General features: G+C 70.8%; 20 protein-coding genes. 13 read left to right on the forward strand and 7 right to left on the reverse strand.

Annotated elements, in window-relative coordinates; all coding sequences use genetic code 11:
* Window positions 1–218: 218 nt before the first annotated feature.
* The 7 genes from ACFC0D_RS00775 (at window position 219) to ACFC0D_RS00805 (ending at window position 7,443) form a co-directional block, all read left to right on the forward strand.
* Window positions 219–1,301 carry a M20 family metallopeptidase gene (locus tag ACFC0D_RS00775; protein ID WP_376430353.1) on the forward strand — a complete coding sequence of 361 codons (1,083 nt, stop codon included), beginning with the start codon at window positions 219–221 and terminating at the stop codon, window positions 1,299–1,301.
* Window positions 1,298–2,086, forward strand: coding sequence for a GNAT family N-acetyltransferase (locus ACFC0D_RS00780; RefSeq protein ID WP_376430173.1), 789 nt, complete (start codon window positions 1,298–1,300; stop codon window positions 2,084–2,086). The genes ACFC0D_RS00775 and ACFC0D_RS00780 overlap by 4 nt, the downstream gene beginning before the upstream one ends.
* A 25-nt stretch (window positions 2,087–2,111) precedes the next feature.
* Window positions 2,112–3,224 carry an o-succinylbenzoate synthase gene (gene menC, locus ACFC0D_RS00785; protein ID WP_376430175.1) on the forward strand — a complete coding sequence of 371 codons (1,113 nt, stop codon included), beginning with the start codon at window positions 2,112–2,114 and terminating at the stop codon, window positions 3,222–3,224.
* A gap of 174 nt (window positions 3,225–3,398) precedes the next feature.
* On the forward strand, window positions 3,399–4,040 hold the full coding sequence (locus ACFC0D_RS00790) for a response regulator (protein WP_376430355.1): 642 nt from the start codon (window positions 3,399–3,401) through the stop codon (window positions 4,038–4,040).
* A 123-nt stretch (window positions 4,041–4,163) separates the two neighbouring features.
* Entirely contained in the window at window positions 4,164–4,895 is a 732-nt protein-coding gene (locus ACFC0D_RS00795) for an ABC transporter ATP-binding protein (RefSeq protein ID WP_376430177.1), read from the forward strand.
* Window positions 4,889–6,229, forward strand: coding sequence for an FtsX-like permease family protein (locus tag ACFC0D_RS00800; protein ID WP_376430179.1), 1,341 nt, complete (start codon window positions 4,889–4,891; stop codon window positions 6,227–6,229). Before ACFC0D_RS00795 ends, ACFC0D_RS00800 begins: the two co-directional genes overlap by 7 nt.
* Window positions 6,226–7,443, forward strand: a complete 1,218-nt coding sequence (locus tag ACFC0D_RS00805) for a sensor histidine kinase (protein ID WP_376430181.1) — start codon at window positions 6,226–6,228, stop codon at window positions 7,441–7,443. Before ACFC0D_RS00800 ends, ACFC0D_RS00805 begins: the two co-directional genes overlap by 4 nt.
* 163 nt (window positions 7,444–7,606) lie before the next feature.
* Here ACFC0D_RS00805 and ACFC0D_RS00810 read toward each other — a convergent pair whose 3' ends face one another.
* Complete coding sequence (locus ACFC0D_RS00810; protein ID WP_376430183.1) at window positions 7,607–8,878, reverse strand: TetR family transcriptional regulator; 1,272 nt, start codon at window positions 8,876–8,878, stop codon at window positions 7,607–7,609.
* A 47-nt stretch (window positions 8,879–8,925) separates the two neighbouring features.
* The gene (locus ACFC0D_RS00815) at window positions 8,926–10,020 is read right to left on the reverse strand and encodes an XdhC family protein (protein WP_376430185.1); all 1,095 of its coding nucleotides are present in this window, start codon (window positions 10,018–10,020) and stop codon (window positions 8,926–8,928) included.
* A 140-nt stretch (window positions 10,021–10,160) separates the two neighbouring features.
* Here ACFC0D_RS00815 and ACFC0D_RS00820 point away from each other — a divergent pair, with 140 nt between their 5' ends.
* The 6 genes from ACFC0D_RS00820 (at window position 10,161) to ACFC0D_RS00845 (ending at window position 19,811) form a co-directional block, all read left to right on the forward strand.
* The gene (locus ACFC0D_RS00820; protein ID WP_376430187.1) at window positions 10,161–11,030 is read left to right on the forward strand and encodes an FAD binding domain-containing protein; all 870 of its coding nucleotides are present in this window, start codon (window positions 10,161–10,163) and stop codon (window positions 11,028–11,030) included.
* A complete protein-coding gene (locus tag ACFC0D_RS00825) occupies window positions 11,030–11,566 on the forward strand; it encodes a (2Fe-2S)-binding protein (protein ID WP_376430189.1) in 537 nt (178 codons plus the stop codon). Before ACFC0D_RS00820 ends, ACFC0D_RS00825 begins: the two co-directional genes overlap by 1 nt.
* 5 nt (window positions 11,567–11,571) lie before the next feature.
* Complete coding sequence (locus ACFC0D_RS00830) at window positions 11,572–13,959, forward strand: xanthine dehydrogenase family protein molybdopterin-binding subunit (RefSeq protein WP_376430191.1); 2,388 nt, start codon at window positions 11,572–11,574, stop codon at window positions 13,957–13,959.
* Window positions 13,960–14,021: 62 nt separating this feature from the next.
* Window positions 14,022–14,657, forward strand: coding sequence for an SRPBCC family protein (locus ACFC0D_RS00835; RefSeq protein ID WP_376430193.1), 636 nt, complete (start codon window positions 14,022–14,024; stop codon window positions 14,655–14,657).
* Window positions 14,658–14,753: 96 nt separating this feature from the next.
* Window positions 14,754–15,761 carry a helix-turn-helix domain-containing protein gene (locus ACFC0D_RS00840; protein WP_376430195.1) on the forward strand — a complete coding sequence of 336 codons (1,008 nt, stop codon included), beginning with the start codon at window positions 14,754–14,756 and terminating at the stop codon, window positions 15,759–15,761.
* 213 nt (window positions 15,762–15,974) lie between these two features.
* Entirely contained in the window at window positions 15,975–19,811 is a 3,837-nt protein-coding gene (locus tag ACFC0D_RS00845) for a S8 family serine peptidase (protein ID WP_376430197.1), read from the forward strand.
* Between the two features lie 162 nt (window positions 19,812–19,973).
* Here ACFC0D_RS00845 and ACFC0D_RS00850 read toward each other — a convergent pair whose 3' ends face one another.
* From ACFC0D_RS00850 to ACFC0D_RS00870, 5 genes are all read right to left on the reverse strand, one after another.
* Window positions 19,974–20,969 (reverse strand): hypothetical protein, encoded by a 996-nt coding sequence (locus tag ACFC0D_RS00850; RefSeq protein WP_376430199.1) that lies wholly within the window; start codon window positions 20,967–20,969, stop codon window positions 19,974–19,976.
* Window positions 20,970–21,182: 213 nt separating this feature from the next.
* The gene (locus ACFC0D_RS00855) at window positions 21,183–22,046 is read right to left on the reverse strand and encodes a carbohydrate ABC transporter permease (protein WP_376430201.1); all 864 of its coding nucleotides are present in this window, start codon (window positions 22,044–22,046) and stop codon (window positions 21,183–21,185) included.
* Window positions 22,043–23,407, reverse strand: a complete 1,365-nt coding sequence (locus ACFC0D_RS00860) for an ABC transporter permease subunit (protein WP_376430203.1) — start codon at window positions 23,405–23,407, stop codon at window positions 22,043–22,045. Before ACFC0D_RS00860 ends, ACFC0D_RS00855 begins: the two co-directional genes overlap by 4 nt.
* Window positions 23,408–23,416: 9 nt before the next feature.
* A complete protein-coding gene (locus tag ACFC0D_RS00865) occupies window positions 23,417–24,739 on the reverse strand; it encodes an ABC transporter substrate-binding protein (RefSeq protein ID WP_376430205.1) in 1,323 nt (440 codons plus the stop codon).
* Window positions 24,736–26,391 (reverse strand): glycoside hydrolase family 13 protein, encoded by a 1,656-nt coding sequence (locus ACFC0D_RS00870; RefSeq protein ID WP_376430207.1) that lies wholly within the window; start codon window positions 26,389–26,391, stop codon window positions 24,736–24,738. The genes ACFC0D_RS00865 and ACFC0D_RS00870 overlap by 4 nt, the downstream gene beginning before the upstream one ends.
* Window positions 26,392–26,472 lie beyond the last annotated feature (81 nt).

Here is a 26,472-nt window from a genome sequence, read left to right on the forward strand (position 1 = left end):
CGACGGGTGCCCGGCGGTCCGTACGACCGCCGGGCACTGCCGTTCCGGGGGCATTGGTTCCCCCGTACGAACCGAGCGCTCACGTTGTCACCATGGCACCAACCGGGCCGTGTCCGGCCTGCCTAGCGTGGTGGTCATCCCGATCTGGAGGCCCCACGGTGCCGGTTGACCAAGAACCCCTTCCCAGGCGAACGGACCCTGCGTTCGACCTCGCCGCCATGCTCGCCGACCTCGAAGAACTCGTGACCTGTGAGTCGTACTCCGCCGACCACGCCGCGGTGGCCCGCAGCGCTCGGACGGTCGCCGAGCAAGGCACTCGGCTGCTCGGTGCCCGGCCGCAGACGGTGGTGAGCGACGGCGTCACCCATGTCCAGTGGACCTTCGGGACACCACGCATCCTGCTCCTGGGACACCACGACACCGTCTGGCCGATGGGGTCCCTCAAGACCCACCCCTGGTCGGTGGAGCAGGGCATCGCCCGCGGCCCCGGTGTCTTCGACATGAAGGCCGGGCTCGTGCAGATGTTCCACGCGCTGGCTTCCCTGCCCTCCCTCGACGGGGTGAGCGTGCTGGTCACGGGCGACGAGGAAGTCGGCTCGGGCACCTCCCGCCCGCTCATCGAGGACCAGGCCCGTCGATGTTCGGCGACCCTCGTACTGGAGCCGTCGGCTCCCGGGGGAGCGCTCAAGACGAGCCGCAAGGGTGTGTCGCTGTACGACATCACCGTCCACGGCCGCGCCGCCCACTCGGGACTCGAGCCGGACAAGGGCATCAACGCCACGACCGAACTCGCCCATCAGATCCTGGCGCTGAGCCGGATCGCCGACGCGGTGACCGCGGAGACCGGGCCCGGGACGACGGTCACCCCCACCCTGATGTCGGCCGGCACTGCGAGCAACACCGTGCCCGCCCGCGCCGATCTCAGCGTGGACGTACGCGCCCCCCGAGCCGCGGCGCAGTCGGCGGTCGACCGGCTGATCCGGAACCTGCGGCCGCACCATCCCGGTGCGCGCCTGCGGATCACCGGCGGCCCCAACCGCCCGCCGTTGGACCCCGACGCCTCCCAGCAGCTCTTCACCCTCGCCACCGAAGTCGCCGAGCGGCTCGGCCTCGATGCGCTGCGGCAGGCGGCGGTCGGCGGTGCGTCCGACGGCAACTACACCGCCGGAGCGGGCTGTCCGACGCTCGACGGCCTCGGCGCCGTCGGCGACGGGGCTCACGCCGACCACGAACACGTCGTCACCACCACGATGCCGGACCGCGCCCGGCTCCTGGCCCACCTCGTGGGAGCGATGCGATGAGCGCAGCCCAGAGCCACACCGAAAGCGGAACCCGGATCCGCGAACTCCGCGCCATCGAGGAGTTCGAAGACGTCAGCCGCCTCTACGCCGCGATCTGGGGAACCGACTCCCCGGGAGGGCCCCTCCCCGCCGAGGTCATGCGCGCCCTGGCCCACGCCGGCAACTACGTGGCCGGCGTGTACGAGGACGGCCGGCTGACCGGCGCGTCCGTCGCCTTCTTCGGCGAACCCATGGGCACCACCCTGCACTCCCACATCACCGGCGCCTCCAAGGGACGAGGCATCGGCCTCGCCCTCAAACTGCACCAGCGTCAGTGGGCCCTCGCCCGCGGACTCACGCGCATCACCTGGACCTACGATCCGCTGATCCGCCGCAACGCCCACTTCAACCTCGTCAAGCTCGGCGCCCGCCCCGAGGAATACCTGCAGTCCTTCTACGGCGTCATGGACGACGCCATCAACGGCGGTGACGAGTCCGACCGCGTCCTGACCGCCTGGGACCTGACGGCGCCCGCCGATGGGACCGGCCCACCCGACCACTTCGGCCCCGCCGCCCGCGGCGTCCGCAACCTCGACGGCCGTCCCGTCATCGGCCCGACCGACGCGGACACCGTCCTCATCGACCTCCCCGACGACATCGAGTCCCTGCGCCGCACGGACCCGGGCGCGGCCCGCGCCTGGCGGCTCGCCGTCCGCCACATCCTGGGCGGCCTGCTCGCCGAAGGAGCGCGCGTCGCCGGCTTCCACGACCGGCGCAGCTACGTCGTCCACCGCACCGCCACCTGAACAACCCGACAGGAGCCACCCACACATGAAGACCAAGATCTCCGGCGTCGAACTGCGCCGCATCGCCATGCCGCTCGTCGCCCCCTTCCGTACCTCCTTCGGCATCGAGACCAGTCGCGACGTCCTGCTCGTCCGGGTCGTCACCTCGGACGGAGGAGAGGGCTGGGCGGAGTGCGCGGCCATGTCCGAGCCCCGATACTGCTCCGAGTTCGTCGACGGAGCCCATGACGTCCTGCGCCGATTCCTCATTCCGGCCCTGCCGAAGGACGGCGTGGACGCGGCTGCCGTCGGCCGCGTACTGGAACCCTTCACCGGCCACCACATGGCGAAGTCCGCCCTCGAGACCGCGGTCCTCGATGCCCAGCTCCGGATCTCCGGGGAGTCCTTCGGCTCGTACCTGGGCGCTGCCCGTGACCGCGTTCCCTGCGGCGTCTCCGTCGGGATCATGGACTCCATACCCGAGCTGCTCGACGCGGTGGAAGGGTACGTGGCCGAGGGCTACGTCCGGATCAAGCTGAAGATCGAACCCGGTTGGGACGTCGAACCGGTCCGCGCCGTTCGCGAGCGCTTCGGTGACGACCTGCTCCTCCAGGTCGACGCCAACGCCGCCTACACCCTGGTCGACGCCCAACAGCTCGCCAAGCTGGACGACTTCGGTCTTCTGCTGATCGAACAGCCCCTCGCCAACGACGACATGGTCCAGCACGCCCAGCTCGCGAAGCTGCTGCACACCCCGATCTGCCTGGACGAGTCCATCGAGTCCGCCGCCGATGCCGCGGCGGCCATCTCGCTCGGGGCCTGCTCCGTCATCAACATCAAGCCGGCCCGCGTCGGCGGATACCTGGAGGCCCGGCGTATCCATGACATCGCCCGAGCCCACGGCGTCCCGGTCTGGTGCGGCGGCATGCTGGAGACCGGCATAGGCCGTGCCGCCAACGTCGCCCTCGCGGCCCTGCCCGGCTTCAACCTCCCCGGCGACACCTCCGGCTCTCACCGCTACTTCGCCACGGACATCACTCCGCCGTTCGTCCTCGACGACGGCCACCTCGTCGTCCCCACCGGCCCGGGCCTCGGCGTCGACCCCCTGCCCGACATCCTCGACGAGGTCACCACCGCCACCGAGTGGATCGCGTTCTAGGACCTGCCCGGGCCCCGGCGCCCGGCCCGGAGCAGGCGACATCTCGCCCGTGCGTGCAGCCCTGCCGCGGCGGGGCTCCGCGCGCCGCCGCGCGGGCCCGGCGCCCGGACGACGGCCCCATGCTGGTTGAATGAAGTCCCGATCTACGGCGACCAGGGGGAGCGTGCGGTGCGGTTGGTCATCGCCGAGGACTCGGTGATTCTTCGTGAAGGCATGGTGGAGCTGCTGACCGCCCGCGGCTGTGAGGTCCTTGCCACCGCGGGCGACGCGGACGAACTGATCGCCGCGGTGGCCGAGTACACCCCCGACGTCGCCGTGGTCGACATCCGCATGCCACCGACCCATACCGATGAGGGCATCCGTGCCGCCGTCCAACTCCGCGCCGACCACCCGGACGTGGGCATCCTCGTCTTCTCCCAGCACGCCGAGCCGTCCTGGGCGGCCCGCCTGCTGGCCGGCGAGGTGTCCGGCATCGGTTACCTGCTCAAGGAGCGCGTCGCCGCCACCGCCGACTTCCTCGAAGCCCTGCACCGGGTCGCGGCCGGTGGCGTCGCCCTCGATCCGGAGATCGTCGGCCGCATGCTGAACAGCGGCACGCGCCGCCTCGACCGGCTGACCGCAAGGGAACGAGAGGTACTGGATCTGATGGCCCAGGGGCACTCGAACCGTTCCATCGCCGGACTGCTCGTCATCTCCGAACGGGCGGTGGAGAAGCACGCGGCGTCCGTGTTCGGAAAGTTCGACCTGCCCTCGACCGAAGCCGACAACCGCCGCGTCAAAGCCGTCGTCGCCTACCTGCGGGAGGTCAGGGCCTAGAGAGCCGACCCAGGGGCGGATATCCGAACCCTGAAGACGGGAGGTAGCACGGTGTCGCGCACAGGCCGTGCTGCCGAGAATCGAGACATGTCACTGAGCACTCAAGCTACTGTCCGGCCCACCATGGAATCGGGGTTGGGAATCCGCGCCGAGAACCTGCACCGCACGTACGGCCGTGGTCGCGACGCGGTCCATGCGCTGCGTGGCGTGGACGTCACTTTCGCGGCCGGTACGTTCACCGCGGTGATGGGCCCCTCCGGGTCGGGGAAGTCGACCCTGTTGCACTGTGTCGCCGGAATGGACAGGCAGACGTCGGGCACCGTCCGCTGGGGTCCGACGGACATCACCGCTCTGCCCGAGCGGCGGCTGGCGCAGCTGAGGCGTGCCGAGGCGGGGTTCATCTTCCAGGCTTACAACCTGATGCCGGCCATGACGGTCGAACAGAACGTCGCCCTTCCGGCCCGGCTGGCGGGCAAGCGCGTGGACTGGGCCGGGGTGACCGAGTCCCTCGCACAGGTGGGCCTGGCGGACCGGAGAAAGGAACGGCCCGGCCGCCTCTCCGGCGGTCAGCAGCAAAGGGTGGCCGTGGCCCGTGCGTTGTTCGGCCGGCCGCGGATCCTGTTCGCCGACGAGCCGACCGGCGCGCTCGACCGCTCCACCAGCAGGGAAGTGCTGTGGCTGCTGCGCGAGCGGGTGGATACCGAGGGCCGTACCTGCGTGATGGTGACGCACGATCCGGTCGCGGCGAGCTTCGCGGACCGGGTCGTCGTTCTCGCCGACGGTGTTCTGGTCGATGACCTCGTACGCCCGTCCGCGGCGCAGATCGCCGAGAAGCTGAGTGGGCTGGCATGCTGAGGCTCGCGCTGGCGGCCCTGCGGGCCCGGCCCGGCTCGTTCGCCGGGCTGGCCACGGCGCTCTTGCTGGCCGTCGCCGTGATCACGCTGTTCGGCTCTCTCATCGCCACGGCGATCGCCGGCGGCGGCGACTCGCGGCTCGCGATGATCGGTGGAGCGTTCGGCGAGATCGCGATGGTGATGGCTCTGTTCGTGGTCGCGAACACGCTCGGGTTCTCCGTGCGCCGACAGGCCCGCGACATGGCTCTGCTACGGACGAGCGGGGCGACGCCCGTTCAGGTCAAGCGGCTCATCAGGTGCCAGGTAGTGCTGGTGACCCTGCTCGTCTCTCCGCCGGCGTGGGTGCTCGGCTCCTGGGGCGCGCGGGTGTTCCTGACCGAGCTCGTCGCGCGCGGCCTGGCCCCGGCCGGTGCCGGCGTACCGTGGACGCCGTTTCCCATGCTGATCGGGACGGCGGCGACCGTGCTGGTCGGGGTCGGCGCGGCGAAGCTCGCCGCGCGTCGTACCGTCCGCGGCAGGCCGTCCGCGGCGATGGCGCAGACGGCGGCCGAGCAGGGACGACTGGGCTGGGTGCGGGGCATCGCGGGTGTGCTCGTCCTCGCGGGCGCCGGTGCCCTGTGCGCGGTCGCGGCACGGCAGCCGGTGGACAAGGCCGCTCAGGCGGCCCTGCTCGGGGCGCTGGTCCTCATGGTCGCGGTCGGGCTGCTCGGACCCTTGCTGGCACGGATCGCGATAGTGCTGCTCGGCCTGCCGATCCGGCTGGTGGGCAGGCGGCACCGGGGTGACGCCGGTGGCCGGCTCGCCGCCGACAACCTGCGGGGACATGCCCATCGGCTGTCCTCCGCGGTGGTGCCGATCGCGCTGCTGGTCGGGCTCTCGACGACGTTCGCCGCGATCACGGGGACGTTCCAGAAGGTCGCCCCGCCCGGCGCCTACGCCGAGAGCGACATCTGGCTGCGCGGGGTGGAACTCGCCATGCTGGCCGGCTTCGGCGCGGTGGCCACCGTGAACACGCTCGTGTCGCTGACGACGGCGAGGCGGCGGGAGTATGCGCTGCTCACTCTGATCGGTGCGACCCGGCGCCAGCTGCTGCGGATGCTGGGCACGGAGGCGGTGCTGACCGCGATGGCAGGAGTACTGATCGGGATCGGGGTTGCGGCGCCCGTGAGCATGGCGTTCGCGGCGGCTGCCACGGACAGTCTGCGTCCCTCGATCCCGCTGGAGACGCACGGACCCTTGATACTGGGCGTGGTGGTGCTGACCGCCGCGACGATCCTCCTCACCGGTGTGAAGGCCACGTCGGAACCGGCAGTCTCGGCTGCGGCCACCGCATGACGGCGACCACGGCCGAGGACGCGGCCCGGAAAAGGGGATGGAGGATACGGCCGGCGGCGGCCGCCTACGCTTTCGCCGGGCTGCCGATATCGCTGGTCGGCTTTGTCTACGTCCTGGCCGTCCTCTACGTCGGCGGTCTGCTGTCGCTGACCCTGATCGGACTGCCGGCGCTCGCTGTCGGCCTGAGGGGTGCCCGTTTCCTCGGCCGGGCCCACGTCCGGATGATCCGGGCACTGCTCGGCGAGCCGGTCGACGCCCCCGCGCCACCGCAGGTCGCTCCCGGCGTGATGCGCTGGATCCAGAGCAGCCTGTCCGACGCGACCGCCTGGCGCAGCATGCTGTACCTGACGCTCCGGTTCCCGGTCGACGTCATCGCCTTCGTGGCGACGGTCGCTCTGCCGGCGCTCGGCGCATGGTCCGTCGTCTGGGCGCTGACCTACCGGCCGGGGCTATGGCCGGGCACCGCCGCAGTGGCGGGCGGCCTGATCGCACTGGTGGTTGCTCCGGTGGCAGTCGGCGCGATGATGAAGCTGCACCGGCTGCTCGCCCGGACGCTGCTCGGACCCACCGTCGCACAGCAGCGGGTGCGGACGCTCGAATGGGCTCGCAGCACGGCCCTCACGGAGAGCGCCCGAAGCCTGCGCCAGATCGAGCGGGACCTGCACGACGGTACGCAGGCACAACTCGTCGCGATCGCCATCACACTGTCGTTGACCGCTGACGCCCTGGACGACTCCCCGCCCGCCGACCGGACGCGCAAGCTCGTCGCGCGGGCCCGTACCCAGACCGACGCGGCCATCGCGGAACTGCGGCGCCTCATCGACGGAATCAGCCCCGCCGCCCTCGACCTGGGACTCGCCGACGCGCTGCCGCAATTGACGGCGCAGGCCGGCGTGCCGGTCGCACTGAAGGTCGATGTGACCGAGCGACCCGACCCGGTGATCGAGAGAGTGGCGTACTTCTGTGTCGCCGAGCTGCTGACGAACATCGCCAAGCACAGCGGAGCGACGCAGGCGTCGGTGGACGCGGTTGTCGTCGGGGACCGGCTGCGGATACGGATTCACGACAACGGCGTGGGCGGGGCCCGGTTCGGCGCGGGCAGTGGCCTGCTGGGCCTTCGTGAACGGCTGGCATCGGTCGACGGCGCCCTGAGCCTGGACAGTCCGGGATCAGGCTCGACCACCGCCGTGGTCGAACTGCCCGTCCGGATCTGACGGAACGCGGCCCGGCGGGCTGATTCCCCTCCGCCCCCGGAGTTGCTCGCGACGCCGAATGTGCCGTGCTCCTCCACGCCGGGGCGGCCCTTGACATCGCCTCACCGGATGACGGGAGGCACCCCATGCGCGCTGCGCCGACAACCGCCATCGCCGGACGCCGTCACTGCTCCGGGACACCTGCCCCCAGGGTGCGTTTCAGAGCGCTGAGCAGCCCGGAGAGCCGGCGCCGGCCTGTCGCGCCCAGCCCGGCGAGCAGTTCCTGCTCCTGGGCCGACCGTACGGCGAAGATTCGCTCGGTCAGTTCGAGACCCTCCGGGGTGAGGCACAGCCGGATGATCCGGCGGTCGTCCGCGTCGCGCTCCCGCCGGATCAGACCCGCGGCCTCCAGACGGTCCGCGTGCTGGGTGAGACCGCCCGCGCGGACCCTGCCGGCCGCCGCCACCTCACCTGTCGTCCGGCGATAGGGCTCTCCCGCCTCGCGGAGAGCGGCGAGCACGTCGTAGGCGGGCAGACTGATGCCGTACTCGCGGACGGTTCTGCCGATCAGCCCCTGATGAACAGCGGCGCACTCGTCGAGCTGTGCGAACACGGCTGCGGGGGAGTCGTCCCCCACCAGGGCCGCGGGCTCCGGGCGGAGAGGCTCGGGGTGTACGGGCTCCGAAGGCGGCAGGGTGTTCGCGGCGCCGATGGTGGAGCGGCCGCTGCCGGGGCGCACGGACTCGTCCTCGCCGACGGCCGAGCCACCCGGCGCAGGCGGGGGAACGAGGCCGGGAGCGGCGCCGAAAGCGGTGGTGAGCACGTCCGCCAACGCCGGAGCGAGCTCTTCGGTGGGGACGGAGGCCGCCGGTTCATGGGCGAACAGGTAGCGCTCCATGATCACGCCGAACAGGACGCTCCGAATGACAGCGGCGCGCACCTCCGCGTCGGCCGAGTCGCCGAGGAGGCGCGCGAGAGGTTCTCCGACCTGCTTCTCCAGGATCGTGCGCAACAACTCGGCGCTCGGCTGGTGGCTGACGGCCGAGCGGATCAGCGCGGGCCAGGGGTCGTCGGTCGGCAGACGGTCCCAACGATCGAGGTAGGCGCGGGCCAGCGCGGCCGGTAGCTCGCCGGTGCTGCCGGCCGCGGCCGACAGCACGTCGTCGGTGACGCCCGACCCGCCGCCCACCGCCTCACGGAACAGACCGTCCTTGGTGCCGAAGTACGCCATCACCAGGCCGGGTGTCACTCCCGCCTCGGCCGCGATGGCGCGGACGCCCACACCCTTGTAGCCGTGCGCGCCGAACAGCCGCCGGGCCGCGTCGAGGACCGCTCGGCGATTGCCCTGCGGGTCATGGGAGCCGGGACGGCGCTGTGACGGCTGCCCTGCTTCCCGGGCGGTTTCCGGCGGGGGAGTCGCGGCCGATCGTCGACTGCTCTCGTTCCTTGGATCCACGGGTCCAGTTTAAACGAGCGTTCATAAAAACAGTCGTTCAAAATTGATCACACTTCGTGTATCCGGCCGGTTCGCAGAGTGAGTGGCTGCGCGGTGCCGCCGCGCCGCACCGCGACGATCTCCGCCATGATCGACAGGGCGGTCTCTTCGGAGCCCCGGCCGCCGAGATCCAGCCCGATCGGCGAGCGCAGCCGTGCGAGTTCGGCTTCGGTCGTGCCCGCCGCGCGCAGTCGTTCCAGCCGGTCCTCGTGCGTCCTGCGGCTGCCCATGGCTCCGACGTATCCCGCCCTGCTGCGCAGGGCCAGGGCGAGAACCGGCACGTCGAACCGTGCGTCATGGGTCAGTACGCACACCGCGGTGGCGGCATCGACCAGGTCCTCATGGGCGTGGAACCAGCGATCGGGCCGATCGGCTACGACATCGTCGGCGCTCGGGAAGCGCTCGGCCGCCGCGAACGCGGGCCTGGCGTCGCAGACCGTCACCCGGTGCCCGAGCGCGGCCCCCATGTCCGCCAAAGGCCGGGCGAACTCGGCTGCGCCGAAGATCAGCAGTCGTGGCCGAGAGGCGAAGGACTGCACCAGCAGCTCGCGTTCCGGCGTGCAGGCGCTGTCGTCACCTACGCCGTTTCCGCTGGTCACGAGCCCGCTGGCGCCGCGTCCGAGCATGCCCTCCGCGGCCAGGCTCGCCGCCCGGTCCGCCCGTGGGTCGCCCAGCGAACCGATTGTCGTCCCTCCGCCGACGACCAGGCCGCCGCCGCTGTCGACGGGGGTGACCAGAGCCACCGGTACGCCGGCCGCGACGTCGGCGGCGAGCCGGCCGAGCGGTACATCCGCACCCACCTCGCGGATCAGCACCTCGATCGTTCCGCCACAGGTCAGACCCGCTGCAAAGGCGTCCTCGTCGCCGACTCCCCAGCGCTCGAGCGCCGGCGCGGCTCCCGCGAGTACCTCCTCCGCGATCGCGCAGACGGCGGCTTCGACACAGCCGCCGGAGACGCTGCCGACGATGCGGCCTTCCTCGGACACGAGCATCGACGCACCCGAGGCGTGCGGGGACGAGCCCCAGGTCCGCACGACGGTCGCCATGGCGAAGCGCGTTCCGGAGAGTTGCCAGGCGGCTGCCTGGTCGATGACGTGTCGCATGTCGCCTCCGCGGACCGTGAAATCTCGAGCAGCCTCTTGCCAAGAAGAAACTTTAATGTAAATCATTTCAGGTACTAGATGATCGGTCCGTGTCGAATGCCACGGCGCGACGACGACACGAGAGGTCCGGTGGCAGCAGGTTGAAACCCACACCCTTCGACTACACCGCCCCCAGCACCGTCGGCGAGGCGGTCGCCCTCCTCGCCGACGAGGAGCGGGAGGCCAAGGTCGTGGCGGGCGGCCAGTCCCTGATCCCCATGCTGAACATGCGTCTCGCCAGGCCCGAGCTGCTCGTGGACATCACCCGGATCCCCGAGCTCGGCCGCCTCCACGTGGACGCGTCGGGCAACCTCCGCATCGGAGCCGCCGTACGGCAGGCCCACGCCGCCGCGGACAACGCGGTACGGTACGGATGGCCGCTGCTCGCCGCCGCGATCGGTCACATCGGACACCCTCAGATCCGCAATCGCGGCACCGTCTGCGGGAGCCTCGCCCATCACGACCCGGCCGCGGAGCTGCCCACCGCGGCGCTGGCCCTGGACTCCCGCTTCGTGATCACCGGTCCGCGGGGCACCCGTACGGTCACCGCCGAGGACTTCTTCGTCGCCACCTTCTCCACGGCCGTCGAAGCGGACGAGCTCCTCACCGAGGTCGTGTTCCCGCCGCTCCCGGCAGGCCACGGCTGGGCCTTCGAAGAACTCACCCGCAGACATGGCGACTTCGCCACCGTGGGCGTGGCCGCCGTCCTGGAGCGGGACACCTCCACCGGGACCTGCCGCTCCGCCCGCGTGGTCTTCTGCGGCGCGGGCCCCGTCCCCGTACGGCTGCCCGCGGCGGAGGACGCACTCGTGGGGAGCGACGTCGGCGAGCAGGCTCTCGCCGCGGCGGCCGACGCCGCACTCTCCGGCCTCACCCCTTCCGACGACGTCCACGCCACCGCCGAGTACCGGCGCGAGGGCGCCGCTCACCTCCTCGTCCGCGCCTGCACCACCGCCTGGGAGCGCTGCTGATGACCCCCTCGGTCCCCACCCCGCTCGACGCGAGCACACCGCCGCTCGCCGAGCCCTCCGCCTGGCACGAGATCAGCCTCACCGTCAACGGACGACCGGTCACCGCCCAGGTCGAGTCGAGGCTGCTGCTCAGCGACTTCCTGCGCGACCGGCTCGGCCTCACCGGCACCCATGTCGGCTGCGAACACGGAGTCTGCGGGGCCTGCACCGTTCTCGTCGACGACGAGCCGGTGCGCACCTGCCTGACCCTGGCTGTGCAATGCGCCGGTGCCGCGATTCGCACCGTCGAGGGACTCGCCCCCGGCGACGCCCCGCTCACCCCCGTGCAGCGAGCCTTCCACGAGTGCCACGGCATGCAGTGCGGTTTCTGCACACCCGGATTCGTCATGACCGCGACCGCCCTGGCCGAGCAGCTCGAGCGCCCCGACGAGGAACAAGTCGCCGACGCGCTCAGCGGGCACCTGTGCCGGTGCACCGGCTACCGCAACATCCGCCGTGCCGTGTGCCAGGCACTCGACGAGCGATTCGGGGAGTGACCCGCATGTCCCACGATTCCGACCGGGCCCGGTCCGGCGACACCAGCTGGATCGGCCGGTCCGTCCCCCGCGTCGAGGACGACCGGCTGCTGCGCGGCAACGGCCGCTACGTCGACGACATCGCCCTCCCCGGCGGCGTCGAGGCCGCCTTCCTGCGCAGCCCGCACGCCCACGCCCGTATCGAGTCGGTCGATGTGACCGCGGCCGTGGCCGCACCCGGAGTCGTCGCCGTGTGGACCGGCGACGACGTGGCGGACCTGCCCGCGATGCTGAACAAGGAAGAACTGCGCACCCCGCCGGGCCTCGCCGAACTGCTGGACCCGCTGGTCCGGATGACCCCCATGCCCTTGCTCGCCCGCGACAAGGTCCTCTACGTCGGCCAGCCCGTCGCCGTCGTCCTCGCCGAGAACCGCTACCTCGCCGAGGACGCCCTGGAACTCGTCGAGGTGCGGTACGCCCCGCTGGCAGTCCTCGTCGACCCCGAACACGCCCTGGACGAGGACGCGACCCGGCTTCACGAGGACCTGCCGGACAACACCGCGGTCGCCGTCGCCACCCGTGTCGGTGACCCGGAAGCCGCGTTCGCCGGCGCGCACGCAGTGGTGAGCGAGCGGTTCGAGGCCCACCGGTACGTCGCCTCGCCGATCGAGACCCGCGCGATCTCGGCCCAGGTCGATCCGTACAGCGGTCGGCTGACCGTCTGGTCGGGCACCCAGACCCCGCACCGGCTGCGGGACGCCATCGCCCACACCCTCGGCCTTGAAGCCGCCACGGTCCACGTCATCGCGGCCGACGTCGGAGGAGGCTTCGGCCAGAAGGGCATCCTCTACGTCGAGGAACTTCTCATCCCGCACGCCGCACGCCGCCTCGGCCGTCCCGTGTTGTGGCGCGAGGACCGCAACGAGAACCTCACCGCCTCCTCGCACGCCCGCGAACAGATCCACCACATCGAACTCGCCGCGGACGCCGAAGGTCGCCTCCTGGCCGTACGCGACCGGATCACCGTCAACTTCGGCGCGTACAACATGACCGGCCTGGTCGTGCCGTACAACTCGCTGTGCCACCTCCTGGGCCCCTACCGCGTCCCGAACGTGCACATCGACGTCGTCGGCGTGCTCACCAACACCACCTTCGCCACGCCGTACCGGGGAGCCGGACGCCCGGAGACGGTCTTCGCCATGGAGCGGGCCATGGACCGGCTGGCCGTGGAACTGGGCATCGAGCCGGAGGAACTGAGGGCGCGCAATCTCGTGCGGCCAGAAGAGATGCCGTACGAGACCGGCCTGGTGGACCGCTCGGGCAGACCGCAGTCCTACGACTCCGGGGACTTCCCCGAACTCCTGCGCCGTGCCGTCGCGAAGGCCGACGTCGAGCAGGTACGTGCCCGGCAACGCGCAGGCGCCCGTGACGGCAAGCACGTCGGCATCGGATTCGCCATGTACATAGAGGCCACCGGCCTCGGACCGTTCGAGACCGCGCGCATCGACGTCGCCCCCAGCGGCCGGGTGCGGCTCGCCATCGGCGCCCCCTCCCAGGGGCAGGGACACCGCACCTCCATGGCGCAGATCGCCGCCGACGCCATCGGAGTGCCGCTCGACGTCATCGACGTGGTCGGCGGCGACACCGAAGCCACTCCGTTCGGGGTGGGCACCATCGCCAGCCGTGCCCTGGTCAACGCAGGGAACGCCACCCACCGGGCAGGCCGACTCGTCCGCGAGAAGATCGTCGAAGCGGCAGCCCGCCGCCTCGGCGTCGCTGCGGACTCCCTCGACCTGAGCGACGGCATCGTCCGGGCCAAGGAACCGGGCGGCCCGTCCATCAGCCTGGCGGAACTGGCCGGGAAGGCACCGCTGCCCGGCACCCCCGAACCCACCGACGGCCGCCACGGCACCGAGATCAGCGAGACCGTGCACTTCCGCCCACCGGGTTTCGCGGTCGCGAGCGGAGCGCATGCGGCTGTCGTCGAGGTCGACGAACACACGGGCGAGATCGAGATCCTGCACTACGTCGTCGTCCACGACGCGGGCAACATCGTCAACCCGATGATCGCGGAAGGACAGGTCACCGGCGGCATCGCGCAGGGGATCGGCGGAGCGCTGTACGAGGAGATGGTCTACGGCCCCGACGGTCAGCCCCGCACCGGCAGCTACATGGACTATCTGGTGCCCACGTCTTCGGAGATCCCCGACCTCGACATGGACGAGATCTTCACCCCGAGCCCCATGAACGACCTCGGCGTCAAGGGACTCGGCGAAGGGGGTGCGATCGCCCCGCAGGCGGTCCTCGCCGGCGCCGTCGAGGACGCGCTGCGCCCGTTCGACGTCGTCGTACGCCGCGGCCCCCTCTCGCCGAGCCGGGTGCGCGCGCTGATCCGTACGACAGCCGACACCTGAGTCCGCCCCGCACCTGAACCGGCTCCTCATCCAACGGCCGGCCGCCCCCTGATTGGACAACTATGAAGCTCGACCACTCCTTCACCGTCCCTGCCGACCTCGACGAGGCCTGGAAGCTCTTCCAGGACCTCGGCCGGGTCGCGCCCTGTATGCCCGGCGCCGTGCTGGACACCCTCGACGGCGACTCCTTCACCGGCCGCGTCAAGGTAAAGGTCGGCGCGGTGCAGATGAGTTACCGCGGGGAGGGCACCGTCACCCGCGATGCCGCCGCCCGCTCGATGCTCCTGGACCTCAGCGGGAGCGAGACCCGCGGCGCGGGCACAGCGTCGGCCACGGTCACCGCGACGCTGGCCCTCGACCCGGCCGGCACCCTGGTGCGCGTACGCACGGACCTCGACATCACCGGCCGGCCGGCACAGTTCGGCCGGGGCATCATGACCGAGGTGGGCGATCGCATCGTTCAGCAGTTCGCCGCCCGGCTCGAAGAGTTGCTGCGGGACGCCGGACCCGCCGCGTCCGCGGTCTCCACGACGGGCACGGCGGATACCCTCCAGGGCCGGCTCGCGCCCGAGCCGGCGGCCGTCGACCTGGGTGCGGCGGCGCTGCCCGTGCTGCTCAGGAAGGCTGCGGCACCCGCGGCGGCCGTGCTGTTCGCGGTCGTGGTGATTCGGGCGATGAGGCGGCGTTCCCGCGGGTGAAACCCTACGGCGCTGTCACCCCGGGAACGGACCACGGTTCCCGGGGCAGCCGTCCGCAGAGGAGGCGCGCAAGGAATCGGCGAAGAAAGGACATGCATGCTGGAGGCGCTGGGCCTGAGCACGGCCGAGTCTCAGGTGTACCAACTGCTGGTGGGGTGTGGCCGAAGCGGGGTCGACCGTGTGGGGCGGCGGCTCGGGCTGCGCGGCGAACATCTCGACGACGCTCTGAGAGGGCTCGCGGACAAGGGCCTCGTCACCATCACCGACGACCGGCCAGCGCAACTGATACCCGCCCCGCCGGACATCGCCGGGGAAACGCTGCTGCTGTTGCGGATGAACGAACTCCAGTCCGTCAGGGGGGTGCTGAGACAGCTCACCAAGGAGTACCGCACCGCGCCCGGAACAGCCTCTCTGGAGGAGATCGCCGAGATCGTGCCGGACGAGACGCTGGCGCAGCGGTACGAACAGATCCAGCGCCACGCGCGCCAGGAGGTGCTGCGCTTCGACACGGCGCCGTATCTGGTGGACGAGGACATCAACGCGGCCGAGCTCGAACAGCTGACCGCGGGCATTCACTACCGCACGGTGTACGACCGCGCCGCGATCGAGGAGGACGGAGCACAGGGGGAGATGCGCCTGTATGCGGATGCCGGTGAACAGGCACGTGTGCTCGGCAAGGTGCCCGTCAAACTCGTCATCGTCGACAGATCCGCCGCTCTCGTGGCACTGCGGACGGACGGCGGGAGATCGCCGGGTGTCGTCGTGCAGATTCACCAAGGGCCCCTGCTCGATGCCCTGATCGCACTCTTCGAACTCGCGTGGGCGTCGGCACTCCCGCTGGAACCGCGGCTCTCCCGCACACGCGGCAGAAGCGATCTATCGGGTGCGGAGATCCAGCTCCTGATCCTGCTGCTGTCCGGTCTGACCGACGACGCGATCGCCCGGCAACTGGACATCGGCAAGCGGACGGTCAACCGCCGCATCCGCGGCCTCATGGACCTGGCCGGCGCCTCGAGCCGCATGCAACTGGGCTGGCAGGCGTCCGAGCGGGGCTGGATCACGCTGTCCGACGTGAACGGGATGCACATGGACAGCTCCGCGTAAGGGACCTCTTCGTCGCTTCGGCGGGTGACCGTAGTGCCACCGCCTGGCCACGATGCGCCAGTTGGCATGTATGCGCCACCCAGGCTCTGGATGGCGCCCTGACCGGACAGCTAGGTTCCGGTTGGCGCGTCATCGGCCGGACGTTCGGTCGGGAACCATCAGGCATCAATTGCCCTGACGCGCCCACATGTTGAGCCCGCGAAAGGACACCTGATGCAGACAGCCCGCCTCGGACGACGGCGCAGAGCCCTCGTCAGCGGGATCGCGGTGACAGTCGCACTGTCACTGACGAGCCAGCTCCCGACGGCGACCGCAGCGACACCCCAGGACCTGACCGGTCGGCCGGAGCTGCGGAAGGGGGCGACCACGTCGGCCGTCACCCTGATCACCGGCGACACCGTCTCGCTGACCACCGAGCCCGGCGGCCGTCAGGCGGTGCAGGTCCTGTCGGCGGAGGGGACGTCCAGGATCTTCGAGTTCACCAGCGGTCGGAACGGCGATGTCTACGTCTACCCGGACGACACGGCAACGGCGCTCTCCTCGGGCACGGTGGACCGCGAGTTGTTCAATGTCAGCCGGCTGATACGGGACGGATACGCCGACACCGAGTCCGCCGAACTCCCGGCCATCGTCGACTTCCAGGGCAAGCCCGACGCAGCGGCGCTGAGAACGAAGTCCGAGGACCTGCCGGGCAGTGAGAGCAAGCGCGTCATGCCCCGCCTCGGGCTGTCCTCGGTGCACGTCCACAAGCAGTACGCGAAGGACTTCTGGCAGTCCGTCAATCCGAAGGCCGGCAAGACCCGTGGCGCGGCGGCGCCCGGCACGGCCGGGGTGACCAAGCTCTGGTACGACGGCAAGGCCGAGGTCGCGCTGGACCGGAGCGTGCCCCAGATCGGTGCCCCGGAGGCCTGGGCCAAGGGGTACGACGGCAAGGGCGTGAAGGTCGCTGTCCTGGACACCGGTGCCGACCTGAACAACGCCGACATCAAGTCGGAGATCGTCGGCAGCCAGAGCTTCATCAGCGGCCAGGGGGTCCAGGACGGCCATGGCCACGGCACCCATGTCGCGGCCACCGTCGCGGGCAGTGGCGCCAACTCCGGCGGCAAGCACAAGGGCGTCGCCCCGGGCGCCGACCTGCTGATCGGCAAGGTGCTCAGCAACACCGGCCAGGGCCCGACCTCCAGCATCCTGGCCGGCATGGAGTGGGCCGTCGCCGAGGGTGCCGACATCGTCAGCATGAGCCTCGGCGGCGACGACGCTCCCGGTGAGGACCCGCTGACCGTGGCGGTCGACTCGCTCAGCGCCTCCTCGGACACCCTGTTCGTCATCGCCGCGGGCAACAGCGGCCCCGGCGACAGCACCCTCGGCACCCCCGGCGCCGCAGACTCGGCCCTCACCGTCGGCGCCGTCGACAAGTCCGACGCGCTCGCCCCGTTCTCCAGCCGCGGCCCGCGGCTCGGCGACATGGCGATGAAGCCCGAGATCACCGCGCCAGGTGTGGCCATCGTCGCCGCCCGCGCGGCCGGCACCGCCATGGGCACCCCCGTGGACGCCAACTACACCTCGGCCAACGGCACCTCGATGGCCACCCCCCACGTGTCCGGGGCCGCCGCGATCCTCAAGCACCGCCATCCCGAGTGGACGGGAGAGCGGATCAAGGAGGCCCTGACCACGCACGCCAAGTCCGCCGCCGGGCAGACCGTCTACCAGCAGGGTTACGGCCGGGTCGACATCCCTGCCGCCCTCGACCCGTCGCTGGAGCTGTCCGGCACCGCCGACTTCCGCGTCATACCGTGGCAGAAGGGCACCTACCCCACGCGCAGTCGCACCCTGACGCTGCACAACAACGCCGCGACCGACACCGTGGTGACCGTGACGGCCGACGCCAAGGACGCGAGCGGCACCGCGGTCCCGGCCGGCACACTGTCGCTGTCGGGAGCGGGGCTTTCCGGCGGCCGGGTCACCGTCCCGGCCGGCGGCACCGCCGAGGTCGCCGTCACGCTCGACAACAACGGCCTGAAGACCGGTCAGTACGGCGGCTCGGTCACCGCCACCTCCGACAGCGGCGAGTCGGTGCACGCCGCACTCGGCTTCGTCACCTCCGTCGAGCAGCACGAGGTCACGCTGAAGGCCACGGACCGCTTCGGAAAGACCCCCAAGGCGCTCAAGTTCACCCTGCACGGGGTGGACAACAAGGTCTGGCAGAGCCAGACCTTGTACGACAACGGCACCGTCACCCTGTCGGTACCGCTCGGCAAGTACTCCATCGAGGGCTCGCTCTACTCGGCGGACCCCGCCGGAGGTGCGGTCTCCTACGCGGCCGACCTGTTCAGCGTGCCGAACATCGAGGTGAGTGACCGGGACCAGACCCTCACCGTCGACGGCACCACCGCCACCGACCTCAGCGTGAACATCAAGGGTGAGAACCGGCCCCTGGAGAACGGCCAGGTGACCACGTTCATCGTCCGTGACCCCGGCACCGCAGGCGGTTACTCGAACTTCGCCGGCATCGGCAACCTGCTCAACCTCGCCGACACGAGGCAAGGTGCCATCCCCAGTGACGGCGCCACCACCGGCGCGCTGCGCCTGGAGACCGCCCTGGCCCGTCGCGAACCGCTGGTCCAGCTAGAGGTGACGGGCCCCGGGCACGTGACCATTCCGCTGAAGTCCTCGGTGAACGCGAAGCGCTTCGAGGGCACCAAGCACACCGAGCTGGTCGACCTGGGCGCCGGCACCGAGCAGGACTTCGCCGGTACCGACGTCAAGGGCAAGACCGTTCTGGTCTCCGTGCCCGACATCACCAAGGCCGACGACCAGGCCGTCAGGGCCGCGGCTGCCGGAGCCGTCGCGATGATCGTGGCCCCTGCAAACCCCGGGCCGAGCGGAAGCGGCGTCCCCGCCGGCCAGACCATCCCGGTCGCCCACGTCACGTACGCCAACGCCGCAACTCTCAAGGTGCTGGCCAAGGACAAGGTCCGGATCGCCCTGAAGGGCGTCCTGGAATCGGGCTACACCTACAACCCGCACTTCACCGACGACCGGATCCCCGCCGACCTGGCCAAGACCGTCGACGTCAGGCACTTCGCCAAGGTCACCAATACGTTCCACTCCGACGGAGCCCGGCGCCTGGGCGCCGAGAACATCAACATCTGGGGTCCCCTGCAGGTGAGCACCGGCTCCGTCGGCCAGCCCCTCTACCAGGGCACCACCCGCGACGACTACTTCCTCGCGGGCACCGGGGTGACGTACCAGCCGAGCGTGTCGGCCAACTTCAACTCCTCGACCTGGCGGATGAACGGCCAGCGCACCACCTATCTCACCCCGGGCAAGTCCTACACCCGGAGCTGGTTCGACGCGCCGATGCGCCTGTCCCAGTACGAGTTCGGGCCGTGTGTGTTCTGCCGCTCCGACGTCTGGCAGAACCTTCCGGGCAGCAACGGTGCCGACAGCGATCCCACCCACACCCTGTCGGGCCTGACAGGCACCTGGAGTTTCTATCTCAACGGGCAGCCGATCACCGGCTTCGGCCAGCTGGCGCAGGAGAAGGCCGACTACCGGTACGTCCTCGACCAGAAGCTGACCAAGGACGTCCCGGGCGTCACCCTGGGCCGCCAGATAAGCACGGAGTGGAACTTCAGCCAGGCGGCACCGACCACCATGGCCATCAAGGACTGCGACACGGCGTTCATTCCCACGCCCAAGCTCTGTGAGTCCATGCCCGTGCTCCTGCTCGACTACGACCTGCCGCTGAACGTGCTCAACCAGGCACAGGCCGGACTGCCGTACACCTTCACCGTCGACGCGGCACGCCCCAAGGGCTGGGCCGGCTCCACGGCGGTCGCCGGCGCCAAGGTCTCCGTCTCGTACGACGACGGCGCCACCTGGAAGTCCGCCGCGATGCTGCGCAAGGACGACAACTCCTTCCAGGCGCTGCTGTGGCACCCCAAGCTGGCCGACACCAACGGTTTCGTGACCCTCAAGACCGAGGTCTGGGACTCCGCGGGCAGCCGCACCGTTCAGACGATCACGCGGGCCTACGCCCTCAAGTGAGGCGCTGAGCACCTCGTACGACAGAGCGGCCCCCGCCGGGTGGTGACATCCGGCGGGGGAGGCGGGCGGACCGTGTACGCGGCGAGCTCGCCGACCTCGTTCCAGGGTTCCGTCGGCCGACCGCGGACGGCGACGTTCGTAGGACGTCCTCGCTCCGCGAGATCACCCCGCTCCATGTCCTGTGCAACGACCGGTGCACGAGGCGGTCGTTGCACCGGACGGACACGTCCCAGGAGGCATGCCTCGGGTGTCGCCGTCGAACCTGTCGTCGGGATCGTCCCTGCTGTCGGACTCCTCGTCGTGGTCGGACGCGCGGTAACGGTACGCGTCCGCCCACCAGTCGTCGTCCGTCCAGTCGTCGTCCTCGTCGCTGTCCTCGTGGAGTTCCACGTCGATGCCCCGCCACGTGCTGTGGTCGCGGATGCTCCTGAGGACGTGGAACCGCTGCTGCTCGTCCAGAGCCGCGAGGGAGGGATGCGACTCCGCGCGGTACCGGTCTCCCAGAGGATCCTGGCATGCGGTGCGGGCACGGACCGCCTTGTTTGCCTCGTCTGCGTACCAGAGCGCCGCCAGGCCCGCCGCGGCCGCCGCCGCAGCGGCCCACGCCTGGAGGCCGTGCGGGCGCACCATCACCAGCAGCACGGCCGCCACGAGCCAGAACCAGACCAGCAGGACGACGCCCGTGCAGGCGCAGCAGGCCAGTAGCTGCCGCCCCTCGCCGTCCGGCATGCGCGGGATCTCGGGCATCAGGGCGTCCTGCTCGCTGCGGTACGCGCTGCGCCGCGTCCGGTACTCCACGTCGGACCAGTCGATCCAGCCGATCGACACCGGCTCGGGATCGTGCCGGCGCACCGCCTCCAGCAGGGCGGCGGGCAGCGTTTGGGCGGGCGTACGGCCGGGGTCGCGGCCCGCCTCGGTCAGGAACGCCGCCCCATCCTCATCGATGTCGAGGTATCCACAGAGCAGCAGCTCGGCGGCGGCCGCCTCTGTCTCCCGGTTCTCCATCACCGCGACGTGGTACGGCTCGAGGTCCAGGGTGGCGACCACCCGGAGGATTTCGCGCCGGATCCGGGCCCGACGCCACCACCCGACGCCGATGGCACCGTAGACGACAGTGGCCACGGTGAACACGGAGGCGGCGAGGACGAGTTGGAGCACGCCCCGAGGCTACGTCCGCGGCCGCCGGAGCCGACATGGAATTTTCGACTGGCCGCCGAGGACCCGACTCGCCGGGCGCCGTCTGCCAGGCGCTCCCGACTCGTGCGTTCACCCCGGCGGCTGACACGGCCGACATGGCGGGCCCTTGGAGGGCGCCCCGGCCGCCCCCCCCAAGGGCAAGGCCCCGCCGTTCGCGGGGCCCCGCCCGTGCGGTCACTTCACCGAACCCGCCATCACCCCCTGCACGAAGTGGCGCTGGAAGGCGAAGAAGACCACCACCGGCACGATCAGGGAGAGGAAGGCGCCCGGCGCCAGGACGTCGATGTTGCTGCCGAACTGCCGCACCTGCGACTGCAGTTCCACCGTCAGCGGCTGCGAGGAGCTGTCGGCGAAGAGCAGCGCCACCAGCATGTCGTTCCAGACCCAGAGGAACTGGAAGATCGCCAGGCTGGCGATCGCCGGGCGGCCCACCGGCAGCACCAGCTGCGTGAAGATCCGCCACTCGCCGCCCCCGTCCATCCGCGCCGCCTCCAGCATCTCGCGCGGGATGTCGGCGAAGTAGTTGCGCAGCAGGAACACGGCGAACGGCAGCCCGTAGGCGACGTGGAAGAGCACCACGCCCGGGATCGTGCCGAACAGTCCCAGCTGCCCGAACAGCTTCGCCACCGGCAGCAGACCCACCTGCACCGGCACCACGAGCAGCGCCACCACGCCCAGGAAGATCCAGTCGCGGCCGGGGAACTCCAGCCAGGCGAAGGCGTATCCGGCGAGCGCCGCGACCACGACGACGAGGACGGTCGTCGGCACCGAGATCAGCACCGTGTTCCAGAAGGCGCGGGTGATGCCCGCATTGCCCAGCAGGGCGGTGTAGTTGTCCAGAGACAGCTGACCTGGGCCGGCCAGCGCCGTCCACCAGCCGCTCGACGCGTTGTCGTTCGCCGAGCGCAGCGAGGACAGCAGCAGTCCTGCGACCGGGGTCACCCAGATCAGGCCGACCACGGCCAGGAACGCCTGGACCAGGCCGTTGCCCAGCCAGCGGCGCAGCCGGCCGTCCGGCATCGTCGCGGTGGCACTCATGACTGACTCCTGCGGAAGCGGCGGACGTTGAACACCATGGCGGGGATCACCAGCAGCAGGAGCAGCACACCGAGCGCGCTGCCGAGCCCCTGGTCGTTGCCGCCGCCGAAGGACACCAGCCACATCTGGGTGGCCAGCACGGTCGCGTCCTCCTGAACCGGCCCCGGCGCGATGATGTAGATCAGGTCGAAGACCTTCATCACATTGATCACCAGTGTCACGAAGACGACGGTCAGCACGGGTGCGAGCAGCGGCACGGTGATCCGGCGGAAGACCTGCCACTCGTTCGCCCCGTCCATCCGCGCCGCCTCCAGCGCGTCGCGCGGCAGGGCGGACAGTCCGGCGCCGATGAGCACCATCGCGAAGCCCGTCCAGATCCAGAGGTACGCACCGATGATGGCCGGTGTGACCAGGGCGGGGCCGAGCCAGGACACACCCTCGTACGGCGGCGCGAAGTTCTCCGCGGGCAGTCGGACCGTATAGGTGCCCGCCGCGAGGGCGGTGAAGCGGAACGACCCGTCGGCCGCCGTGGTCGCGGTGGCGACCGTCTTCCCGTCGCGCACCGCCTCCACCGTCATGCCGGGCAGTCCCCGTTCCGTGGCGTCGATCGCGCCGGGCCGCCCACCGCCACCTGGCGTGAAGTCCAGATACACGGCGCCGGTCACATCCTTCGGACCGGCCTTGCCGGATGCGGCGGGCCTCGCGTCGGCGGGCAGTTCCTTGGGTGCCACGCCGACGAGGCCGAGGGCGACGCTCTGTCCCGGGGAGACCGTGTCGGCCGTCCCGTACGAGCCGTCCGGCCGCTTGTCGAGTCCCTGGCCCTCGCGGGCCCGGGCCGTCGGGTACGACGAGGCGTCCTGGAAGACATCGTGCACGCCGACCGCGGCCGCGTTCAGAACGCCCTTGTCCGGGTCCTCCTCGTACGCGAGGCGGAAGATGATGCCCGCGGCCAGGAAGGACACGGCCATGGGCATGAACAGCAGCAACTTGAACGCGGTCGCCCAGCGGACCTTCTCGACCAGCACCGCGAGGATCAGTCCCAGCCCGGTCAGCAGCGTCGGCGCGACGACGACCCAGATGGCGCTGTTGCGGATGGCGGTCAGGGTGGCGGGGTCGCGGAAGATCTCCGCGTAGTTGTCCCCGCCGACGAACCGTGTGCCGCCCGCGTCGAAGAAGCTGCGGCCCACGGAGAACAGCACCGGGTAGACGACCAGCGCGCCGAGCACCAGCAGTGTCGGCAGCACGAACGCCACGGCGATGATCCGCCGGCGCCGCCGGGCCCGGTCCCGCGGGCCGTTGTCCCGCCGGCCGCCCTTCGCGGTGCCGACCCGGGGTGGTGGGGGAGCGGTGACTCTGGTCATGACGCCGCCTCAGCTCTTGTACGCCTTGGCCGCCGCGCCTTCCAGCGCCGCGGCGGTGGCGGCCGGGTTCGACGGGTCGCGCAGGAAGTCCTGGAGGATCTTCCACTCGCCCGCGCCCTTGGTGCCGCCGAACGCCGCCGGAGCCTGGTCCGACATGTCGAAGCGCACCGAATCCCCGGCGTCTATCAGCGACTTGGCCGTCTCGCGCAGCGTGTCGTCGCCGTAGGCGGCGAGGTCGAGCTTCATGTTCGGCGACAGGAAGCCGCCCGCCTCGGCCCACACGGCCGCGGCCTCGGGCGTCGCGAGGTACTCCAGGAACGCCGTCGCGGCCGCCTGGTTCTTGCCGTCCTTCAGGACGACGGCCGCGTCACCGCCGCTGACCACCGGTGCCTTGCCGCCCGCGACCGCCGGGAAGGGGAAGAAGGCGGCATCCTCGCCGATCTTCTTGCCGAACTGGTCCTTGGCGACACCGGCGACGAAGTCGCCCTCGTACACCATCGCGGCTTCGGGCTTCGGGCCGAAGACCTTCTCGACGGAGCCCGGGAAGTCGGTGCCGAGTGCGCCCTTCTGGCCGCCCGCGATCAGTTTGCTGTCGGAGAAGAGCGCGCCGAGGGTGGTCAGCGCCTTCACCACGGTCGGGTCCGTCCACGCCAGTTCGTGCTTGGCGAGCCGGTCGTACTTCTCGGGGCCGGCCTGGGAGAGGTAGATGTTCTCGAACCAGTCGGTGAGCGTCCAGCCGTCCTCACCGGCGACCGCGAAGGCCGGGAGGCCGGAGTCGGACACCGTCTGCCCGCTCTTGAGCATGTCCTCGTACGACGTCGGCGGCTTCACCCCGGCCTGGTCGAAGGCCTCCGGGCTGTACCAGACGGTCGACTTGTGGGCGGCCTTGAAGTACAGGCCGTACAGGGTGCCGTCGACGGAGCCGTAGTTCTTCCACACAGGCGCGTAGTTGGCGTCGACGGACTTCTTCGTGGTCTCGGACAGCGGCTTGAGCCAGTTCTGCCGGGCGAACTGCTGGAGCACGCCGACCTGCGGAACCATCACGACGTCGGGGGCGTTGCCGCCCTCGATCTTGCTGCCGACGACGGTGGAGACATTGTCACCGGTGGACACGAACTGGGTCTTGGCACCCGTCTTCTCGGTGAAGGCGTCCAGCACCTTCTGGAAGTTCTTCTGCTCGGCGCCCGACCAGACACCGGCCACATTGAGGGTCTGGCCGGACAGTTCCTTGCTCCCGCCGCCGGCGCTCACCGGGCCACCGCCGCACGCGGTGGCGCCGAGCGCCAGGGTGAGTGCGGAGCAGCAGGCCATCGTCATCCGTCGCATGGTCATCGCAGTCCCTCCAGGGTGGTGTCGTCACTGATCCACCAGGCGGCGGTGGATCCGGGCAGGGCGCCGGTCGGGCACGGTCCGCTGGCCAGCAGCGGGGCGCCGGAGACCGGGGCGGGCACCGGAGCGGTGCCGAAATTGACGGCGCAGACGAGTCCGTCGCCGCGCAGGAAGGCCAGCACGCCGGGTGGCGCGTCCAGCCAGCGCAAGGTCCCCTCGCCCAGCTGCGGCAGACCGTGCCGCAACTGCAGGCCCTCGCGGTACAGGTGCCAGGACGAGCGGGTGTCGGCCAGCGCACGGTCGGTGGCGTGCTCGGCGAACCAACCGGGCTGCGGGAGCCACGGCTTGGCGCTCTCCGCCCCGGTGCTGAAGCCGAACGGGGAGGCGTGGCCCGACCACGGCAGCGGCACGCGGCAGCCGTCGCGGATCCGGGCCCGGTTGCCGGTGCGCCGGAATATCGGGTCGGTGAGCACCTCGTCCGGCAGGTCCACGACCTCCGGCAGGCCCAGTTCCTCGCCCTGGTAGATGTACGCGGCGCCGGGCAGGGCCAGCATCAGCAGGGCGGCGGCGCGCGCCCGGGCGGCGCCGAGCCCGCTGCCTTCGGTGCCGGACTCGCCGTACCGGGTCACCGTGCGCACCTGGTCGTGGTTGTTGAGCACCCAGGTGACGGTGGAGCCGGTGCCCGCGATGTCGCGCATCGCCTCGTCGATCACCTTGCGGAAGGTGTCGGAGTCCCAGGGCGCGCCCAGCAGGTCGAAGAAGAAGGCCTGGTGCAGTTCGTCGGGGCGGACGTACAGGGCGTGCTCGCGGGCGGTCGGCACCGACACCTCGCCGACCAGCAGCCGCTCGAGCCCGTCCCGGGCCGTGTACTCCTCGCACACCGACCGCCAGCGGCGCCACACGTCGTGCACCTCGGGCTGGTTCCAGGCGAGCGGGTTGACCGAGTCGCGGGTACGGGCGTCGGCCTCCGGGTCGGGCGAGTCCGGCAGGTCGGGGTGCTTGAACAGTCCGGCCGCGACGTCGATGCGGAAGCCGTCGACGCCCCGGTCCAGCCAGAAGCGCAGGGCGTGGTCGAAGTGCGCGCCGACTTCTGGATTGCGCCAGTTCAGGTCCGGCTGCTCGGGGGTGAACATGTGCAGGTACCACTGGCCGGGGGTGCCGTCCGGCTCGGTGATGCGGCTCCACGCGGGGCCGCCGAACATCGCGTGCCAGTTGTTGGGCGGCTCGTCGCCGTCGGTGCCGAGGCCCTCGGCGAAGTGGAAGCGGGCGCGGGCCTCGCTGCCGGGGCCGGCCGCCAGTGCCTCGCGGAACCAGGCGTGCTCGCTGGAGCAGTGGTTGGGGACGATGTCCAGCAGCACCTTGATGCCCAGTCGGTGGGCGTCGGCGACCAGCAGGCCGAATTCGGCGAGGTCACCGAAGACGGGGTCCACGTCGCAGTAGTCGGCGACGTCGTACCCGTGGTCGTGCTGCGGCGACGGGTAGAAGGGGCTCAGCCAGATGCCGTCGACCCCGAGCTTCTTGAGGTACGGCAGGCCGGCCCGGACACCGGCGAGGTCGCCGATCCCGTCGCCGGTGCTGTCCAGGAAGCTGCGGACGTACACCTGGTAGATCACCGCGTCGCGCCACCAATGACGGTGGCTTGGGGCTGTGTGCATCACCCGTTGACCTGTGTTTCTGCGTGAAGGGGTGCGCGCCACCCAGAGCGGGTAGCGGTTATGCATACATGTTAAGTAGGT

This window comes from Streptomyces sp. NPDC056222 (assembly GCF_042264065.1).
GTDB lineage: Bacteria > Actinomycetota > Actinomycetes > Streptomycetales > Streptomycetaceae > Streptomyces.

What these genes read in the sequence shown, in the direction of transcription:
- ACFC0D_RS00775 (WP_376430353.1), top strand. Translation starts at nt 219, where the DNA reads ATGCTCGCCGACCTCGAAGAACTCGTGACCTGTGAGTCGTACTCCGCC.
- ACFC0D_RS00780 (WP_376430173.1), top strand. Translation starts at nt 1,298, where the DNA reads ATGAGCGCAGCCCAGAGCCACACCGAAAGCGGAACCCGGATCCGCGAA.
- menC (WP_376430175.1), top strand. Translation starts at nt 2,112, where the DNA reads ATGAAGACCAAGATCTCCGGCGTCGAACTGCGCCGCATCGCCATGCCG.
- ACFC0D_RS00795 (WP_376430177.1), top strand. Translation starts at nt 4,164, where the DNA reads ATGGAATCGGGGTTGGGAATCCGCGCCGAGAACCTGCACCGCACGTAC.
- ACFC0D_RS00800 (WP_376430179.1), top strand. Translation starts at nt 4,889, where the DNA reads ATGCTGAGGCTCGCGCTGGCGGCCCTGCGGGCCCGGCCCGGCTCGTTC.
- ACFC0D_RS00805 (WP_376430181.1), top strand. Translation starts at nt 6,226, where the DNA reads ATGACGGCGACCACGGCCGAGGACGCGGCCCGGAAAAGGGGATGGAGG.
- ACFC0D_RS00815 (WP_376430185.1), bottom strand. Translation starts at nt 10,020, where the DNA reads ATGCGACACGTCATCGACCAGGCAGCCGCCTGGCAACTCTCCGGAACG.
- ACFC0D_RS00825 (WP_376430189.1), top strand. Translation starts at nt 11,030, where the DNA reads ATGACCCCCTCGGTCCCCACCCCGCTCGACGCGAGCACACCGCCGCTC.
- ACFC0D_RS00830 (WP_376430191.1), top strand. Translation starts at nt 11,572, where the DNA reads ATGTCCCACGATTCCGACCGGGCCCGGTCCGGCGACACCAGCTGGATC.
- ACFC0D_RS00835 (WP_376430193.1), top strand. Translation starts at nt 14,022, where the DNA reads ATGAAGCTCGACCACTCCTTCACCGTCCCTGCCGACCTCGACGAGGCC.
- ACFC0D_RS00840 (WP_376430195.1), top strand. Translation starts at nt 14,754, where the DNA reads ATGCTGGAGGCGCTGGGCCTGAGCACGGCCGAGTCTCAGGTGTACCAA.
- ACFC0D_RS00845 (WP_376430197.1), top strand. Translation starts at nt 15,975, where the DNA reads ATGCAGACAGCCCGCCTCGGACGACGGCGCAGAGCCCTCGTCAGCGGG.
- ACFC0D_RS00855 (WP_376430201.1), bottom strand. Translation starts at nt 22,046, where the DNA reads ATGAGTGCCACCGCGACGATGCCGGACGGCCGGCTGCGCCGCTGGCTG.
- ACFC0D_RS00860 (WP_376430203.1), bottom strand. Translation starts at nt 23,407, where the DNA reads ATGACCAGAGTCACCGCTCCCCCACCACCCCGGGTCGGCACCGCGAAG.
- ACFC0D_RS00865 (WP_376430205.1), bottom strand. Translation starts at nt 24,739, where the DNA reads ATGACCATGCGACGGATGACGATGGCCTGCTGCTCCGCACTCACCCTG.
- ACFC0D_RS00870 (WP_376430207.1), bottom strand. Translation starts at nt 26,391, where the DNA reads ATGCACACAGCCCCAAGCCACCGTCATTGGTGGCGCGACGCGGTGATC.